This is a genomic window from Virgisporangium aliadipatigenens (assembly GCF_016863615.1).
GTDB lineage: Bacteria > Actinomycetota > Actinomycetes > Mycobacteriales > Micromonosporaceae > Virgisporangium > Virgisporangium aliadipatigenens.
The window spans coordinates 157,278-174,181 of the sequence record NZ_BOPF01000009.1 but is presented as its reverse complement, the minus strand read 5'-3'; the positions used below and the strand labels follow the sequence as shown (position 1 = coordinate 174,181).

Annotated in this window: 12 protein-coding genes; 10 read left to right on the top strand and 2 right to left on the bottom strand. The window is 71.8% G+C overall.

Going from position 1 to position 16,904, the window contains the following annotated elements; genetic code table 11:
• Positions 1-267: 267 nt before the first annotated feature.
• From Val02_RS15050 to Val02_RS15030, 5 genes are all read left to right on the top strand, one after another.
• Positions 268-792, top strand: a complete 525-nt coding sequence (locus tag Val02_RS15050; RefSeq protein ID WP_203899665.1) for an RNA polymerase sigma factor — start codon at positions 268-270, stop codon at positions 790-792.
• Between the two features lie 43 nt (positions 793-835).
• Entirely contained in the window at positions 836-1,294 is a 459-nt protein-coding gene (locus Val02_RS15045) for a peroxiredoxin family protein (protein WP_203899664.1), read from the top strand.
• 267 nt (positions 1,295-1,561) lie between these two features.
• Positions 1,562-2,809: a metal-dependent hydrolase gene (locus Val02_RS15040; RefSeq protein WP_203899663.1), complete on the top strand. Its 1,248-nt coding sequence runs from the start codon at positions 1,562-1,564 to the stop codon at positions 2,807-2,809.
• Between the two features lie 99 nt (positions 2,810-2,908).
• Complete coding sequence (locus Val02_RS15035; RefSeq protein WP_203899662.1) at positions 2,909-3,145, top strand: hypothetical protein; 237 nt, start codon at positions 2,909-2,911, stop codon at positions 3,143-3,145.
• A gap of 64 nt (positions 3,146-3,209) precedes the next feature.
• A complete protein-coding gene (locus tag Val02_RS15030; RefSeq protein ID WP_203899661.1) occupies positions 3,210-3,512 on the top strand; it encodes a hypothetical protein in 303 nt (100 codons plus the stop codon).
• A 37-nt stretch (positions 3,513-3,549) separates the two neighbouring features.
• Here the strand turns inward: Val02_RS15030 and Val02_RS15025 are convergent, their stop codons facing one another.
• Entirely contained in the window at positions 3,550-5,289 is a 1,740-nt protein-coding gene (locus Val02_RS15025) for an outer membrane protein assembly factor BamB family protein (RefSeq protein ID WP_203899660.1), read from the bottom strand.
• Positions 5,290-5,452: 163 nt separating this feature from the next.
• Entirely contained in the window at positions 5,453-6,325 is an 873-nt protein-coding gene (locus tag Val02_RS15020; protein WP_203899659.1) for a hypothetical protein, read from the bottom strand.
• A 272-nt stretch (positions 6,326-6,597) separates the two neighbouring features.
• On the opposite strand from Val02_RS15020, the gene Val02_RS15015 reads away from it, so the two are divergent.
• The 5 genes from Val02_RS15015 (at position 6,598) to Val02_RS14995 (ending at position 16,904) form a co-directional block, all read left to right on the top strand.
• Positions 6,598-6,933 carry a hypothetical protein gene (locus tag Val02_RS15015; protein WP_203899658.1) on the top strand — a complete coding sequence of 112 codons (336 nt, stop codon included), beginning with the start codon at positions 6,598-6,600 and terminating at the stop codon, positions 6,931-6,933.
• Between the two features lie 89 nt (positions 6,934-7,022).
• Positions 7,023-7,415, top strand: a complete 393-nt coding sequence (locus tag Val02_RS15010) for a hypothetical protein (RefSeq protein ID WP_239152933.1) — start codon at positions 7,023-7,025, stop codon at positions 7,413-7,415.
• The gene (locus Val02_RS15005) at positions 7,415-9,838 is read left to right on the top strand and encodes a DUF4132 domain-containing protein (RefSeq protein WP_239152931.1); all 2,424 of its coding nucleotides are present in this window, start codon (positions 7,415-7,417) and stop codon (positions 9,836-9,838) included. Before Val02_RS15010 ends, Val02_RS15005 begins: the two co-directional genes overlap by 1 nt.
• Positions 9,839-9,953: 115 nt before the next feature.
• Positions 9,954-11,867, top strand: a complete 1,914-nt coding sequence (locus tag Val02_RS15000; RefSeq protein WP_203899657.1) for a beta-glucosidase — start codon at positions 9,954-9,956, stop codon at positions 11,865-11,867.
• Positions 11,868-12,002: 135 nt separating this feature from the next.
• On the top strand, positions 12,003-16,904 hold the full coding sequence (locus Val02_RS14995; RefSeq protein ID WP_203899656.1) for a diguanylate cyclase: 4,902 nt from the start codon (positions 12,003-12,005) through the stop codon (positions 16,902-16,904).

The following is a 16,904-nucleotide window of genomic DNA, read 5'->3' as shown; positions in this document are numbered from 1 at the left end:
CGTAGACCCTAACGACCCGCTGCTCGGATGTCTGTCCCCTGGAAGTGGTTGCGTCATGCGGGCGGCATGGGGCTCATCGCCGCCTCACCTGCCGACTCAGGATCTGGCACCCTGCGGGGCCGAACGCCGCAACGGGCCATGACATCACTCGAACGGGCCCCTGCCCGAATCGACTGAGCATCATGTGGAGTGCGGCGCGAATCCTTTCCGGGGTGGACGCGCTCTTATGACAGTGAGACCGCAACGATCCGGGCAGGAGGGCAGGACATGAGCGGTACCGAGTGGGCCGGCGCGCAGGTGATCGCCGCCGCCCGCGACGGCCACGTCGAGTCGCTGGCCACGTTGATCGCTCAAGCGCACCCGCACGTGCTGCGCTTCGCCCGGACCTTGTGCGCGTCACCGCAGGACGCCGAGGACGCGGCGCAGGAGGCCCTGCTCATCCTGTTCCGCAAGGTCGGCATGCTGCGGTCGGTCACCGCGCTGTCGTCGTGGATGTTCCGCATCGTGCGCAACGAGTGCCTGCGCCGGCTGCGTCCGCACCCGCAGGACGACCTCCATGACGCGGGAACGGTGGAATCGCCCGAAGACGCGGTGATCCTGCGGCTGGAGGCCGACCGGGTCGCCCGGGCGATCGCCGCGTTGCCCGAGGTGCAGCGTCGCGTGCTCATCCTGCGTGACGTGCAGGGCTATCCGGGAAGCGCGGTCGCGGACAGCCTCGGGTTGAGTCTGGCCGCGATGAAGTCCCAGCTTCACCGCGCACGCGCCAACCTCAAGGCCGCGCTCCAGCCCTGAGCTCCTCTCGTCTGCTTTCGTTGTCTCTTCCAGGGAGTTCGCCATGCTCGAAATCAGTACCGCCGCGCCCGATCTGGACCTGGTGGACGCGGCGGGGACTCCCGTGCGGCTGCGCGACTACCACGACCGCGCGCACGTCCTGCTGTACTTCATGCGCGCCACGACCTGCCCGGTCTGCGTGCGGCACGTGCGTGACCTCGCCCGCCACGTCGACGAGTTCACCGCACTCGACGCCCGCATCCTGGTGGTCGTGCCGGAAGGGCTGCCGACCGCTCGGAGCTGGGCGGCCGGGCAGCGGCTGCCGTTCCCGGTCGTGACGGGTGCCGGCGACAGCGTGCACGAGGCGATCGGCATGCGGCGGGCGGTGTTCGGGACGGTGCAGCAGTCCGGGACGGTGGTGATCGACCGGGCAGGGCTCGTGCGATACGTGAAATCGGTGACGTTGCCTCTGTCCGGTTATGACCGCGCTGCGCTGCTGCGCGTCCTGACCACGCCGGCATGACCATCCGCTTGTCGTTCCCGCGCGGGCGAACCGCGCTCGGCGACGCTGCGTGCCCCCGCTGCGCGCATCATCCACGTCAGTGTGCCGACTGTTCCACCGGCCGGTGGCCGAGCGCCGACCCGGTGGCACGCCGACCCACTCCGCGCGCACCACGACGCCTGACACCACGATGTCGACACGGTGCATACGAGTCCTGCTGCTGGCCGCCGCCGGCATCATCGCGATGGCTACCGCTCGTCACCGGACGCGCGCTTAGGATCACCGTTCATGGACAACGTGACACATACGCTGATCAGCATCCTGGTCGCGGAAACAGTCCATCGGTCGGTGCCGCCGTCGGCGGTGCTCAGCGACCGGGCCCGCCGGGGTGTCGCGATCACCGTCATGGCGGTCGGCGGCAACCTGCCCGACGTCGACATCGCCTACACCGGCTGGGCCGCAACGACGACCGACTACCTGCTGCACCACCGCGGGCACACCCACACGATCGTCGGCGCCCTGGGACTGTCCGTGGTGATGTTCGCCGGGGTGTGGCTGTGGTGGCGCTTCCGGAAGGTCGAGCCGCGGCGGGCGGACCTCGGACTCCTTGCCGCGCTGGCACTCCTGGGACCGCTGCTGCACATCGGGTTGGACTTCACCAACAGCTACGGCGTCCACCCGTTCTGGCCGGTGGACAACCGCTGGCACTACGGCGACGCGGTGTTCATCGTCGAGCCGCTGCTGTGGGCATGCGCGGCGGCCCTGCTGTTCGTCGTGCCGAGCCGGGTCATGCGGATCCTGATCGGGCTGGCGGTGGTCACCGCGGTCGGGGCGAGCTGGTTCAGCGGGCTGGTACCGCCGTCGCTGGCGATCGTGCTGACGCTCCTGACCGTCGGTCTCGCCGCGCTCGGCCGCTTCGCGTCCGCGCGGACCGCACTGGGCGCCGGCGTCGCGGCGTGGCTCGTGCTGACCGCGATGTTCGTGGTCACGTCGCGGACCGCCGAGAGCCGGGTCGAGGCGTTGTTGGTCGAACGGTTCCCGCAGGCCCGCACCCTTGACGTGGTGCTGACGCCGATGCCGGCGAACCCGGTGTGCCGCGACGTCATCGCCGTCCAGCGCGTCGGCGACGAGTACGTGGTGCGGCGGGCGTTCCACTCGCTGGCGCCCGGGTGGATGTCGGCGGACCGGTGCTCCCGGTCCTACCCGTCACGTGGCTCCGAAACCACCGCCCCGCTCACGCCGATCGCCCAGGCCTCCACCGACGAGGTCGCGTGGAGGGGTGAGTTGACCGTGCCGGTGGCGCTGCTCGGATCGCTGGCCGGCGAATACTGCGCGGTCGACGCGTTGCTGCAGTTCGCCCGCGTGCCGTGGGCCGCGCGGGAAGGTGACGGCTGGGTCGTCGGCGACCTGCGGTACGACCAGGAGGCGGGCCTCGGCCTCGCCGAGGTGGCGGTCGGTCCCGGCCGCGACGAGTGTCCGCGCCTACCGGCGCCGTGGACACCGCCACGCGAGAGCCTGCTGAACAGCGGCCGGTAGCGATTCGACGAGGAACGACAGGACTACGGCCGATTCACCGAGCACGGCCACTCGAAACCGGTCCCTGTCCTCGCGGGCGCCGTGGCACGATGGCCGGCGATGACGATCGATCCGCACGGCCGGCGGCTGCGGATCACGACGCTCACCTGGGAGGACGTCGACCCCGAACGGCATCCGTTCGATCCGGGAGCGTGCTCGACGTCGTGCGAGCGGTGGCCCCGGCGGACGGCGTGCCGGCGCCCTATCGGTACGACCCCGCCCGCCGCTTCGATCGCGCTGCGGGCGATCCACATTGGCGATGGCAGCGCGAGATGTCCGCCGCCCTCGTCGACCTAAGGCTCCTGGGCGTGCGGCTGGGACGCCCAGATGGCCGGTCGCACGGCTGCCGGCCGAACCCCGCGTGGCGTTCGCTGCCTGGGAGACCACGGCCGCGGACGCCGCACCGTTTCGTACGACGTCCGCCTGGACGAGGGCCGGCAGGCAGCGGTACGCGTATCGCGAGGACCTGCCGGCGGCGTTCGAGGTGTGTCTCGCCGACGCCACCGATCCGGCCGTGCCGCTGCCCTCGCGGGCCGCGCCGCTGCTGATGACCCGTTGGCCGGCGTCCGACCCACGCGGCGCCGAAGGGTTGGCCAGATTCGTCGCCGTGCTCATCCAGCAGACCCGCCGCCGGCAAGCGGAGACGCGTCACGACCGACGTTGATCGCCAGCACGCCGCGAGCGGCATGAACGGATGGACCTCAACGCAGCCCGAGCAAGACCTTGTGCGCCTCGTCGACGACGACCGGAGGGCTGTCACCGCGGGTCGCGAACCCGCCGCCGGTGTCGACGAACTGCACCACCTGCTGCCAGCGCCGCCCGGGCCGGTCCGCTTCCCCCACGGGTGCGGGAAGGTCGAACTGCCCGTCGGTGGTGCCGTCGAGGCGGGTCGTCACCACCCGCACGGGTCGGTCGGTCCCGGTGCACAGGGTGACCAGGTGGGTCCGCGTCCACACCGGTCGCGTGTCACCGCACGCGCCGTTCGGCACTCCGGGCAGCACGACCCGCCCTCCACCGGAGGGGTCGCTGATCGCGTTCATCCGCGGACCGCTGTTGTCGCGCTCGGCGGTGTTGTCCCACCAGAGCAGGCCCGTTGCGCCGACGTTGATCAGAACGTGGTGCGCGGTGTCCAGGACCGCCGTCTCCCGGCCGGTGAGCGCGTCCACGAGATGCACGCTCCGATCCCCGCCCATCGGGATGATGCCGACGACGAGCCGCTGACCGGTGCCCTCCAGCGCGACGCCGTTCCCGACATAGTCCAGTCCGGAGCGTGGGCCGCCCAGGTCGTAGTCGAGGCGGGCCTGCGGCCTCCCGTCGCGGTCGGACAGCAGTGCGACCACGGCGCGCCGTCCGTTGTCGTTCGGACAGATCGTCGACACGGCCAGCCGGTCGGCCAGGGCGGCGGGCGCCGTGTCGCCGATCCCGCACCTGGGCCCGATCTCCGTTCCGCGCCAGGCCCACCGGCGGCGCCCGTCGCGGCCGTCGTAGCCGGTCAAAACGGGGATCGCACCAGAACGGTGCCGGTGATCACGTAGCACGACGGCGTTGTCGGTGACGGCGTACAGGAGCTTCGTCGCCGGCAGCGTCCAGCGCTGTTCGCCGGTGCGCCCGTCGAGTACGACGTACATCGATGTCGATCTGGGCGACGAGCCGCGACCGAAGGGAACGACGACGGTGCGGCCGTCCGGGGACACCCGAGCGGCGCCGCGCTTCGTCGTAGCCGGCGCACGGCGCCGGGTGTAGGTCCATCGGGTGCGTCCGGTCGCACCGTCGATCGCCTCGACGACCCCCGGCCGCCGGACGACCACGACCCCACCGTCGGCGACCGCGACGGCATCGATCAGATCGGGGAACTGTCGCTGCCAGGCGACGGTGGACGGTCGGTCGACCCGATCGGTCGTGAGTGAACCGCCGCCGCGTTCCGTCCACGCCGCCGGCCGTACGAACGGATAGCTCACCGACGCGGCCACGACGAGGGCAAGGACGCCCAGCGGCAGCCACTGCCGGCGAAGCCGCGCCACGATCGGGACCGGATCGCCGTCGGCCGGAACGTGCTGCCACTCCCGGATCGCCACCACAAATCCGACCGCGGCGGCCGTGGCAGCCACAGCCAGCACCGGCGCACGGACCGACGGGAAGCCGGCGGCGTCATCCGCGAGGCACGCCCACCATCCCCACACGGCGACGATCGCCGCGGCCAGCAGCCCCAAGCGCGGCAGCACAGCGGCGAACGTGCCGGCGACGCGGTGCGTGGCGGCCAGCCGTTCGACAATCACCAACCCGAACGCCGAGACGACGACCGCCGCGACCGAGGCGACAACCGGCAGCGGAACGGTCCGCACCTCAACGCTGGACGGCAACGCGAGCGCCGCCGCGGTGACCACGCTCGCCGGGACCGCCACGGCAGTTCCCAACGGCAGCCGGACGAACGCCCCCCGCACCGCATTCCCCATCCGCCGAATACACCCCATCGATGCCCGATCCCGCAACTCGAGCCCGGCCCGGCGGCTCCGTACCGGGACGCCCGCGGCCCGCGGCTCCTGCGGATCGGCCGGCGGTCACGGAGGTTCGCGACCGGCGGGATCGAGACCCGGCCGGTGCGGCTCACCGGTCGGTGAGTCGGAGCCAGACGTCGAGACGGTCGGCGTGCATGGTCCGCCCGAGTGCCAGGTACGCCTGTCGGGTCAGCTCCTCGTCGAGGTAGTCGTTGAGTTCGTCGTTCCGGAGCAGGTGCAACGCCGACGCGGGGTGGCCGGCGGCGAGCAGGGCGGAGGCACGGTCGATCTTCATGTCGATCGTGGGGAGGCACTCGTCGTCGGCGGATGCCGGATCGAATGCGCTCTCCGGTGCCAGCACGCCGATGCCGTCACGGGTCGGTTCGTACCGCCAGCCCGGCGGCGCGGTGGGCCGGATACGTCGCGCGGAACGCGCGTCCGGGCCGATCTCGTCGGACTCCCGCCGCGCCTCGCGGACCGCGAGGCTCAGGTCCGGCCGCAGGGCCAGGGCTTCGCACAACGCCGTCCACTGTGGAGTGTCGTAGGGTGCCGGGCTCCGGCCCCGTTGTCCGAAGTAGTCGCACTCCCATTCGGCCACCCTGCCCAGCAGAAGATTCTCGAAGGCCTGCCGGGTGTTGTCACCGAGCCAGTACGCGACGCCGTCGAGCGCGGCGTAGAACACGCACGGGAAGTCGTCGAGGTCGAGCTCCGGGGCGAGGACGACCCATCCGTAGTGGATTCCTCCGCCACCGGCCCAGCCGAACGGGACGATCTCCACAGGCTGCGGGGCGCCGCCGAGCTCGCGCGGGTCGGCATCCTCGGGAGTGGGGTCGAACAGGCGCTCCTCGACCCAGCCGGGACAGAGCAGGTACTCGGCCCCGTCGGCATCGTTCCTGCCGGTGTCGCGAAGGTGATCGCCAAGCGCGAGAAAGACCTCGGGCAACCGCATGGACGGGTGCCGCGGATGACGCCGGCCCTTCATGATCTCCACCATGCTGTGACGGCGTTACATTTCGTTCCATCGGCGGTCGCGCTCCGGCGTCCGCTCGCCGCAGCCCGGGCTGGAGGTCGGTTGAACAAGCGGTGGTACCTCGCCCTGTCCATGATCACCGTAGTACTGCTCGGCGCCGGTTTCCTGCTTGACCATCGATCGTTCGCCGGGAACGTCCTGTCCGAGGTGGCGGGGATCGCGATCAGCGCGATGCCGGCCGTCCTGATCTTCGAGCGGCTCGCGAACCGGGAGCGGCAACAGCGATGGGACGGCGGAGCACCGTACGGGCCAACATCGAGGCGCTGGTCTCCGGCGGATCGAGCGCCGGCCCGGTCTACGACGCCGTTCTGCCGAATCTGAACCGGATCCGCGACGCGTTGGCTCCCCAGTTTCTGCAGCTCGGGCATGACCCGCAGCTCGTCGTCAACCTGTCCCGGCTCGAGTCGGTGGTGCGGGTCTGGGAGGGCAACCTCAGGCTGAATCAGCTGTACGGCACGCCGTCGACGTGGCAGGGGGTTGTCGTGGTGGTGGACGCGGTGCACGAGGTTCTCGAATACCTGCGACGGTCCGGCAGCGGCGGCAACGACTCGGCGGCGTGACGACGTAGGGCGGAGCCGCCGCAGAGTTCGCTGGTCTCGTGATCGAGTTCCGACCGATTTTTCTTCGATCTTCGGTAACCTCCACGGGCATGGCGTTGGTGGCGTTCGTGGATGAGACGACCTCTGGTGAGCGTTCGGACGCCTGGCACCTGGAGATCTTCGAGGAGCGGCTCACGCTGCGGGAGCTCATCCGGCGCCGGGTGTTTCAGGAGGTTGCCGAGCACAACGCGAATTCGGCGCTGACCTTTCGCGGCCTGGTGCAGCCCAGCGACACGGAACGGGTGCGCGACGGCTTCCGGATGAGCGGGCCGCGCCGGGTCGATCCCGAGGCGCAGTTCGAGCGCGCGGTCGAGGCGTTCACCCGCAACGGTTTTGTCGTGCTGGTCAACGACGAGCAGATCGAGGATCTGGAGACGACGCTGGAGCTGCGGGCGAGGACGGAGATCACGTTCCTGAAGCTCGTCCCGCTGGTCGGCGGCTGATGGCCCTGTTCGGGCGGCTGCCGGGCCCGATCGCCGCCGTCAGTGGGTTCGCCGCGGCCGGCGACATGGCGTCGCTGGCCGACGAACTGATCGACATCACCGTCGACGGCGGAGGACTTCACCGGTACGGCGACAAGATCCTGAAGATCGTGCACGGCCTGCCCCAGCCACTGCTCGAGGGATTGGTGCTGGACCTCGTCCAGCGGCGTGACGCCGTCGCCGAGCCCGAGCTGCGGGCCCGACTGAGCGATCTGGTGCTGGACGCCGCGCACCAGTTGTCCCGGGACGTGTCGCCGACCGTGGCCGAGGCGGTACTCGCCACGGCGGCCCGGTTCTGGATCCACCAACCCGGTCACCAGCTCATGGTCTCCGGCAAGGCGCTCATCCGGGCCGGGCGGACACTCACCGACGAGGCGGTCGCGGTCATCCGGCGAACCAGCCGCGACTACGCGACCAAGGACCTGGCGGCGTTCGCGGCCTCGTTGACCGAGCCGCCGCTGAACTGCGGCGAGGCATGGGCGGACCGCGTCAACGCGGACGTGTCGGCGCTCGGCGCGCCCTGGCGGGCGTTGCTCGATCACGCGGCGAGGGCCACCAGCGCCAGGCCGTCCGCCCGCTGGGAGCAGCGTGGCCGCGACCTCCTGGCGGCGCTCGGTGAGCCGGCCGCCGGCGAACGCCTCCATGACTGGCTGGCCCCGGTAGGCAAGCCGCGCACGCGACCGCTGGAGCGACTCCGCCACGACATCGACGCCAGTGACATGTTCGACCCCTGCAACACCGACCCGCTCCGCGGCCTGATCTGGCTGACGGCGCTGCTGCCCGAGCGCCCGGGAACCGCGCGACTGCTCGGCGGGCTGGTCGAGACGTCGCTGCGCAGGGTGGCCGGCATCGGGCCGCGTAGCCCGAAGGTTGCCAACGCGGCCGTGTACGCGCTGTCCCGGCTGCGGTCGGACGCGGCCCTCGGGCAGCTCGCCCGGCTGGCCACCGGAGTGACGCTCAAGGGCACGCTCAAGGAACTCAACGCCGCCCTGGACGCCCGGGCGGTAGCGCTCGGACTCGACCGGGACGAGATCGAGGAACTCGCCGTCCCGACCTACGGGCTTGTCGACGTCGGCCGGCGGGTGGACGTGTTCGGCGAGGCCTCGGCGGAACTCACCGTCGTCGGCGGTTCCACCACGGCCACGTGGCGGGCGGCGAGCGGCCGGGTCGTGAAGTCCGTCCCCGCTGCCGTCCGCGCCGGACACGCCGAACAGCTCAAGGAGTTCCAGGCCGCCGCGAAGGACATCGACAAGATGCTCACCGCGCAGTCCGAACGACTGGACCGGCAGATACTCGCCCGGCGGAGTTGGCCGTTCGCGCCGTGGCGGGAACGCTATCTCGACCACCCGTTGGTCGGCACGCTGGCCCGGCGCCTGATCTGGCTCGTCGGCGACGAGCCGTGCGGCTACCTCGACGGCGCCCTGTGCGGCCCGGACGACAAGCCGATCGATCCCGCACCGGACGCGGCGGTGCGGCTGTGGCACCCGATCGGCCGGGAACTCGACGAGGTGATCGCCTGGCGGGCGTGGCTGGAACGCCACCGCGTCACCCAGCCGTTCAAGCAGGCGCACCGGGAGGTCTACCTGCTCACGCCGGCCGAGGAGCAGACCGGGGTGTACTCCAACCGCTTCGCCGGCCATGTCCTTCGCCAGCACCAGTTCCACGCGCTCGCCGCGATCCGCGGTTGGCACGACCGGCTCCGGATGATGGTCGACGACGACTTTCCGCCGCCCACCCGGGAACTGCCGCAGTGGGACCTTCGCGTCGAGTTCTGGGTCGACGGGATCGGCGACGAATGGGACACCGACACCAACGATTCCGGCGCGTACCTGCGGATCACCACCGACCAGGTGCGGTTCTATCGCATGAACGCCGCGTCGGCCGACCCGCTACCGCTGACCGGCATCCCGCCGCTGGTCCTCAGCGAGGCACTGCGCGACGTCGACCTGTTCGTCGGGGTCGCCAGCGTCGGCAACGACCCGACCTGGCAGGACGGCGGCCCGGGCGGCCGGTTCCGCGAGTACTGGGCCTCCTACAGCTTCGGCGAACTCAACGCGACCGCGCAGACCCGCCGCGAACTGCTCACCCGGCTGGTGCCTCGCCTCGCCATCGCCGACCGCGCCACCGTCGAGAGCCGGTTCCTGGTGGTGCGGGGCGACCTTCGCACGTACCGGATCCATCTGGGTTCGGGCAACGTCCTGATGAGCCCGCACAACCAGTACCTGTGCATCGTGCCGAACCGCGGCGCCGAACGCGGCACCGACGGCGTCTTCCTGCCGTTCGAGGGCGATCGCATGCTCGCCGTCATCCTGAGCAAGGCGCTCCTGCTGGCCGGGGACAGCCGGATCACCGACCGGAGCATCACCGAACAACTACGCCGGTGAACCGACGGGTCGACGCGTTCGGCGTCGGACAGGTGGGCAGCGACGCCGCCCGCCTGATCTCCCTGTCGCGGACACTGGTCGTACGCCGCACCGTCCGACCGACCGCAGGAGCGCCATGGATCCCCAGCCACTCTCGCTCGAACGGAAGGTCGCGCTGCTGACCGGCGCCGACTTCTGGACCCTGCGTCCGGAACCGGCCGTGGGCCTGCGCGCGATCGTCGTCTCCGACGGTCCGGCCGGCGTGCGCGGGCGCACCTGGGACGAGCGTGACACCTCCGCCAACGTTCCCTCGCCGACCGCGCTCGCCGCGACCTGGGACCAGCGGCGTGTGGAACGTATCGGCCGTCTGCTGGCCGCCGAGGCGCGCCGCAAGGGCGTCGACGTCCTGCTGGCCCCGACGGTGAACCTGCACCGCACCCCGTACGGCGGTCGGCATTTCGAGTGCTTGAGCGAGGATCCGTTGCTGAGCGGGCGCATCGGCGCCGCCTATGTGCGCGGCGTGCAGTCGCAGGGGGTCGCCGCCACCGTCAAGCATTTCGTGGCCAACGATTCCGAGTCCGAACGGCTCACCGTCGACGTCGTGGCCGACGAGCGCACGCTGCGCGAGTTGTACCTGGCGCCGTTCGAGACGATCGTGCGGGAGGGCGGGGTGTGGGCGGTGATGGCCGCCTACAACGGGGTGAACGGCCACCCGATGACCGAATCGCCGATGCTGCGGGACATCCTGCAGCGGGAGTGGGGTTTCGACGGCCTCACCATGACCGACTGGTTCGCCGGGCGTTCGCTCGCCACCGCACGCGCGGGACTCGACCTCATCATGCCCGGCCCGAACGGCCCCTGGGGCGAACAGCTCGTCGCGGCGGTGCGCGCCGGCGAGGTTCCCGAGTCCACTGTGGACGACAAGGTCGAACGGCTGCTCCGGCTGGCCGGACGGGTCGGTGCGCTCGCCGAGGTACACACCCGGCTGCGTGCGCCGCGGGCGGGCAGCTACCTCGTCGGTGCGTCCGGCCTCGGCCGGTTCGTGCTGAACGTGGGCGGCGTGACGGTCGCCGACGAGCACCTGACGCTGCCGCCCGGGGCCGACTTCGTCGAGGGCATCATGCGCCCGCCGCAGGTCCTGGCACCGGTCGCGCTCGCCGCGGGGGAGGAGGCGGAGCTGCTCGTGCGGTACCTGCCGGGTGACGGTGCGCCGCCGGAGACGGTGACGTTCCAGCTCAACGTCGAGCGCGACAGCGACGACGACGCCGAACTGGCCGAGGCGGTCGCGGCGGCGGCCGACGCCGACGTGGCGGTCGTGGTCGTCGGAACCACCGAGGAGGTGGAGAGCGAGGGGTTCGACCGCACCGGTCTGGCCCTGCCGGGACGCCAGGACGAACTGGTGCGCCGCGTGGCGGCGGCCAACCCGCGCACGGTCGTGGTCGTCAACTCCGGCGCGCCGGTGCTGCTGCCGTGGGTCGAGGAGGTCGCGGCCGTGGTGCTGGCGTGGTTCCCGGGACAGGAGTTCGGCAACGCGCTCGGCGACGTCCTCACCGGAGCCGTCGAACCGGGCGGTCGGCTGCCCGTCACCTGGCCGGCCGGCGAGGACGACCTGCCTTCCACCACCCCGGTCGAGGGGGTGCTGCGATACGACGAAGGACTCGCGGTCGGCTACCGCGCCGGCCGCGCGCCGCTGTTCGCGTTCGGGCACGGGCTGGGCTACACCACCTGGGAGTACCTGGCCGCCGAGGCGACCACCGGCGGGGTGTCGGTGCGGCTGCGCAACAGCGGCGGGCGGCCCGGCCGCGAGATCGTGCAGGTGTACGCGAGCCGTCCGGACAGCGCCGTCGAGCGGCCGCCGCACTGGCTGGTCGGCTGGGCCGTCGTCTCGGCGGAACCGGGCGCCGAGGCCACCGTCGACGTCACGTTCGCGCCGCGGGCGTTCCACCACTGGGCCGAGGGTGCCTGGCGGACCGAGAGCGGCACGTTCCTGCTGAACATCGGCCCGTCGAGCGCCGAACTCCCGCTGACCGTGCCCACGGCGGTCGACTGAGCGCGGGCGGAGAACCGCCGGCGGCAAACGCTCAGCCGCCGGCGGCGCGGGCCGATGGGTGCGGTGGACGCCATCGGACGGCCGCAGGTCCGGTAGTAGGCACCGCGGTCGCCCATGCGGGGAAGGAGCGCCTCGGTGGGCGATGTGCTGTTCGAGAACGAACGGACCCGGGTCAGCCGCGCCGCTCACGCGGAGGCCGGCACCGTCATCCGCAAGGAGTACCGCGGCACGAACGCGATCCGGCGCAGCCGCCACGAACGGGCCGTGCTGAGCCGCCTGGCCGACCTCCCCGCCGTGCCCCGTCTCGTCGCCGACGAGGAGGCGGACCCGTACGCGATCACCATGGCCGACACCGGTGGAAAGCCGCTCAGCCGGCTGCTGGCCGGCGGTCCGCTGAGCGCGCGCGTCCTGTCGGACCTGGCCGTCGACCTGGCCTCCGCGGTCGCCGCGCTGCACCGGCGGGGCGTCGTACACCGGGACATCAACCCGGGGAACATCCTGGTGGCCGGAACGCCGCCGCGCCCCGTGCTGATCGACTACGACCTCGCCACCACGTTCGTCCTCGAGCGGCCGGGATTCACCCACCACAAGGACATCACCGGCACCCTGCCCTACATCGCCCCGGAGCAGACCGGCCGGACCGGTTGGCCGGTCGACGAGCGCGCGGATCTCTACAGCCTCGGCGCCACCCTGTACGAGATGGCGACCGGCTCGCCCCCGTTCGGCGACGGCGACGGGGACGAACTGCGGCTCATCCACGACCACCTGACCCGGGTGCCGGCCCCGCCGTCCGCCCTCAACGACGCCGTGACGCCGATCCTCTCCGCGGTGATCGGGCGGCTGTTGGAGAAGGATCCGGACCGCCGGTACCAGAGCGCCGAGGGGGTGCTGTACGACCTGCGGCGGGCGCAGGGCGACGCCGCCGCGTTCCCCCTGGGCGAACGTGACTTCCCGTGGCGGCTGGCCGCCCCGGCCCGTCCGGTCGGGCGAACGGACGCCATCGAGTCCCTGCGGCAGTCCCTGACCGACGCGATCGCCGGCCGCCTCCGCACGGTCCTCGTCAGCGGTCCGGGCGGCGTGGGCAAGACGGTCCTCATCAACGAGCTGCGCTCGTCCGTGACCGCGGCCGGGGGCTGGTTCGTCACCGGGAAGTCCGACCAGTACCGCCAGGACTCCGCGTCGGACTCGCTCAGTCAGGCGCTGAGCGCGCTGGGCCGGCTGTTGTTCGCCGAACCGGAGGAGGAGCTCGCGGCGACGTGTGCGCACCTGCGCGCCGCGGTCGGGTCGAACGCCGGCGTGATCGCGGCGGCGGTACCGGAGTTCGCGCGGCTGCTGGACACCGCCCCGGAGGTCGGCGCCGACGACCCGGCGCAGGCTCAGGCGCGGCTGCAACGAGGCGCCGTCGAGGTGCTGCGGGCGATCGCGGAATCCCGACCGTTGGTCGTCGTCCTCGACGACCTGCAATGGGCCGGACCGGTTCCGGTCGGTCTGCTCGACGCGGTGCTCACCGACGATCGCCTGCGCGGCGTCCTGGTGATCGGTGCCTATCGCGAGTCGGACATCGACTCGGCGCATCCGCTGTCGGCGCTGCTGTCGCGATGGACCGGCGCGCAGACCTACCCGCCACACGTGCGCCTGGAGAACCTGCCGCCCGAGGACGTTCGGGTGATGCTGGCGGAGATGCTGCGGATACCGGTGCCCGAGGCGGCCGAGCTGGCCGACAGCATTCGTCCGCACGCCGGCGGGAACCCGTTCGACACCGTCGAGTTCGTGAACGCGTTGCGCTGCGACGGGGTGCTGACCTCCACCGACGGCGGATGGACGTGGGACACCCGTGCGGTGCGCCGGTACATCGGGTCCGGCGACGTGCTGGCACTGCTCACCCGGCGCCTGGCAAACCTGCCCGACACGGCACGCGACATCCTGCTGGACATGGCCAGCCTCGGCGGAGACGTCGAACTGGACCTGTTGCGAAGCGCGCTGGGGATGGCCGAACGCGACGACGCCGATCTGACCGACGACCTCGCCCCGGCCCTGGAGGACGGGCTGCTGGTGCTGGAGCGCGGCGTGCCCGCGTCGATCCGGTTCCCGCACGACCGCATCCAGCAGGCCGCCTACCGGAGCCTCCCGGAGGCCGAACGCCGCGCCCGGCATCTGGCCATGGCGCGCCGGTTGGCCGAGGTTCCCCGGTACCACCGGGTCGCCGCCGAGCACTACCACGCGGCGCTGGCGGACCTGACCGACCCCGCGGAGCGCGCCAGGGCGGTACCGCTGCTGCGCGACGCCGCCGGACACGCGCGCCTGCTGGCCAACTACGCGCTCATGGAACGCTTCCTTTCGGCCGCCGCGGACCTGCTCGCGGCCGGGACGGCCCCGGACGCCGGGCCGCGCGCGCGACAGGAAGTGGACGTAGAACGCCACGAGGCGCTCTTCGGTGTCGGTCGCTTCGACGACGCGGACACGCTCTACGAGCGGATCGAACGGGACCGCACCGACCCGATCCTGCTCACCCGCGCGGCATGCGTCCAGGCCGGCAGCCTCATGCTCAGGGGCCGGCCCGCCGACGCCCTGCAACTGGGTCTGGGCGTGCTCGCCGAGCTGGCGCACCCGGCACCCGAGGCGGACGAGCTGTTCCCCGAGATCGCCCGCGGCATGGACATGCTGGAGACCTGGGTCGCCACGAGCAGCACCGAGGAGGACGTGCGGCGCGGCGAGAACACCGACCCGCACACCGACGCCGTCGCCAGGATGCTGAGCCGGATGCTACCGGCCGCCTTCTTCTCCGGTTCCCCGCTGATGGCCTGGCTCGTCACCTCGGCGATCCGGTTGTGGGCCGCCGGCGGCCCCTGCGCGGCACTGGTCGGCCCGTTGGCGCACGCCGCGTTCGTGACCATCGTGGTGCGCCGGGACTACCGCACCGGCCACGCGATCGTCGAACGCGCCCTGTCGGTCAGCGAAGCGCTCGGCTACGAACCGGAGACCTCGCACGCCCGGATGCTCTACGCGCTGAGCGCCGGCCCGTGGTTTCGACCGCTGGAGGAGTGCGTCCGCATGGCGCAGCGCGCCCGCGAGGGACTGCTGCGCGGCGGCGACCTGCAGAACGCCGGATTCACCTTCTACGCCACCGTGTGCGGGAACCTCGAATGCGCCCCGACCCTGGAGGAGGCGCAGGTCGAGATCGACGCGGGCATGTCGTTCGTGGCCCGCACCGGCAACCGGCACGTGGAGGCGTTCATCGTCGCGTACCGGCAGAGCGCGCGGGCGCTACGGGGCGAGACGAACGGGCCGGGCGACCTCAGCGACGCGTCGTTCGACGAGGAGGCGCATCTGGCGAGCCTCGCCGCCAACCCGACCGCGGCCGGCAACTACCACATCCTGGCGGCCCTGGTCGCCGCCGTCTTCAACGACGCGCCGGCCCTCATCCGGCACGCCGCCGTCGGCACCGCGATGATGCCCGCCTACGAGGGGACCCACGCCACCACCGTCGCCCAGTTCCTGCAGGCGCTGGCGCTCGCCGCACAGGCGCGCGAGGCCGGCCCGGAGGCGCGGGCGGAACTGCTGGCCGAGTTCGACCGCTACCACGGCTGGACGGCGGACCGGGCGGCCGAGACACCGGGCAACTTCCGGCATCTGCACGCGCTGCTGGACGCCGAACGGGCCTGGCTGCTGGGCGACGTCGACGGCGCACTGCGCGCGTTCGACACCGCACAGCACGAGGTCGAATCGCGCCAGCGACCGTGGCAGCGCGCACTGGTCGCCGAGCGGCTCGGCCGCTTCCACCTCTCCCGGGGCCTGGAGTACGCCGGCCGGACCGCACTGCGCGAGGCCCACCGGCACTACCAACGATGGGGTGCGACCGCGAAGGTGGAGCAGCTGGCGGGGGAGTTCCCGTTCCTGCGGGCGGTCGACGAGCCGCGCACCGACACCAGGCGCCCCAGCAACTTCCGGAGCAGTTCCGCCGTCTCGTCGCAGACGATGGACATCGTCGCGATCCTGCGCGCCTCGCAGGCACTCAGTTCCGAGACGAACCTGAACCGCCTGCAGAACAGCGTCAACGACGTCCTCTGCTCGCTGACCGGAGCCAACTCCGCCCGACTCGTGATCCGGGCACCGGACGACGGCTGGTATCTCCCGCAGGCCGGACAACGGCTGCTGCTCACCGATCCCGCGCACGCCGGCCTGGTGCCGCAGTCCGTGCTCCGCTACGTCGAACGCACCCAGCAGCCGCTCGTCGTCGACGACGCCACCCGCGACGACCGGTTCTCGCACGACCCCTACCTGGCGGAACTGTCCACCTGCGCGCTGCTGGTCGTACCGGTGCAGAGCCCGGGCGGCCCCTACGCGATGCTGCTGTTGGAGAACCGGGTGAGCCGCAGCGCCTTCGGCACCAACGGCCTCGAGGCGGTACAGCTCATCGCCGGACAGCTCACCGTGTCGCTGGAGAACGCCCTCGTGCACGCCGAACTCGAACGCAAGGTGGCGGAGCGGACCAGCGCCCTGGAGGCGGCCAACGAACAGCTGGAACTGCTCGCCGTCACCGACCCGCTCACCGGCCTGGCGAACCGGCGCCGGCTCACCGAGTTCCTCGAGACGGACTGGCGGCGCTCCCTGCGTTCCGCGGCGCCGATCGCCATCGCCATGATCGACATCGACCACTTCAAGCAGTACAACGACTTCTACGGCCACCCGGCCGGCGACGCGTGCCTGCGCACGATCGCCGGCACGATCGGCCGCAACGTCCGCGAGACCGACATGGTGACCCGTTACGGCGGGGAGGAGTTCGCCGTCGTCATGCCGAACACGGACGAGGCGGCCGCCGTCGCCGTCGCCGAGCGGGTGCGGGCTGCGGTGGCCGCACTCGCCGAGCCGCACGAGCGCTCGACCTGCGGCACGGTGACGATCAGCATCGGCGTCGCCGCGGCCGTGCCCTCCGCCGCCGTGGCCACACCGGAACAGCTCCTCAAGTCCGCCGACGCCGAGCTCTACGAGGCCAAACGCCAGGGCCGGAACCGGGTGGTGAGCCCATCGTCCACATAG

Excerpts from the sequence above, each read along its gene's own strand:
- Val02_RS15005 (WP_239152931.1), top strand. The coding sequence starts at position 7,415 with ATGGCCCTGTTCGGGCGGCTGCCGGGCCCGATCGCCGCCGTCAGTGGG.
- Val02_RS15020 (WP_203899659.1), bottom strand. The coding sequence starts at position 6,325 with ATGAAGGGCCGGCGTCATCCGCGGCACCCGTCCATGCGGTTGCCCGAG.
- Val02_RS15040 (WP_203899663.1), top strand. The coding sequence starts at position 1,562 with ATGGACAACGTGACACATACGCTGATCAGCATCCTGGTCGCGGAAACA.
- Val02_RS15050 (WP_203899665.1), top strand. The coding sequence starts at position 268 with ATGAGCGGTACCGAGTGGGCCGGCGCGCAGGTGATCGCCGCCGCCCGC.
- Val02_RS15035 (WP_203899662.1), top strand. The coding sequence starts at position 2,909 with ATGACGATCGATCCGCACGGCCGGCGGCTGCGGATCACGACGCTCACC.
- Val02_RS15045 (WP_203899664.1), top strand. The coding sequence starts at position 836 with ATGCTCGAAATCAGTACCGCCGCGCCCGATCTGGACCTGGTGGACGCG.
- Val02_RS15000 (WP_203899657.1), top strand. The coding sequence starts at position 9,954 with ATGGATCCCCAGCCACTCTCGCTCGAACGGAAGGTCGCGCTGCTGACC.
- Val02_RS15015 (WP_203899658.1), top strand. The coding sequence starts at position 6,598 with ATGGGACGGCGGAGCACCGTACGGGCCAACATCGAGGCGCTGGTCTCC.
- Val02_RS15010 (WP_239152933.1), top strand. The coding sequence starts at position 7,023 with ATGGCGTTGGTGGCGTTCGTGGATGAGACGACCTCTGGTGAGCGTTCG.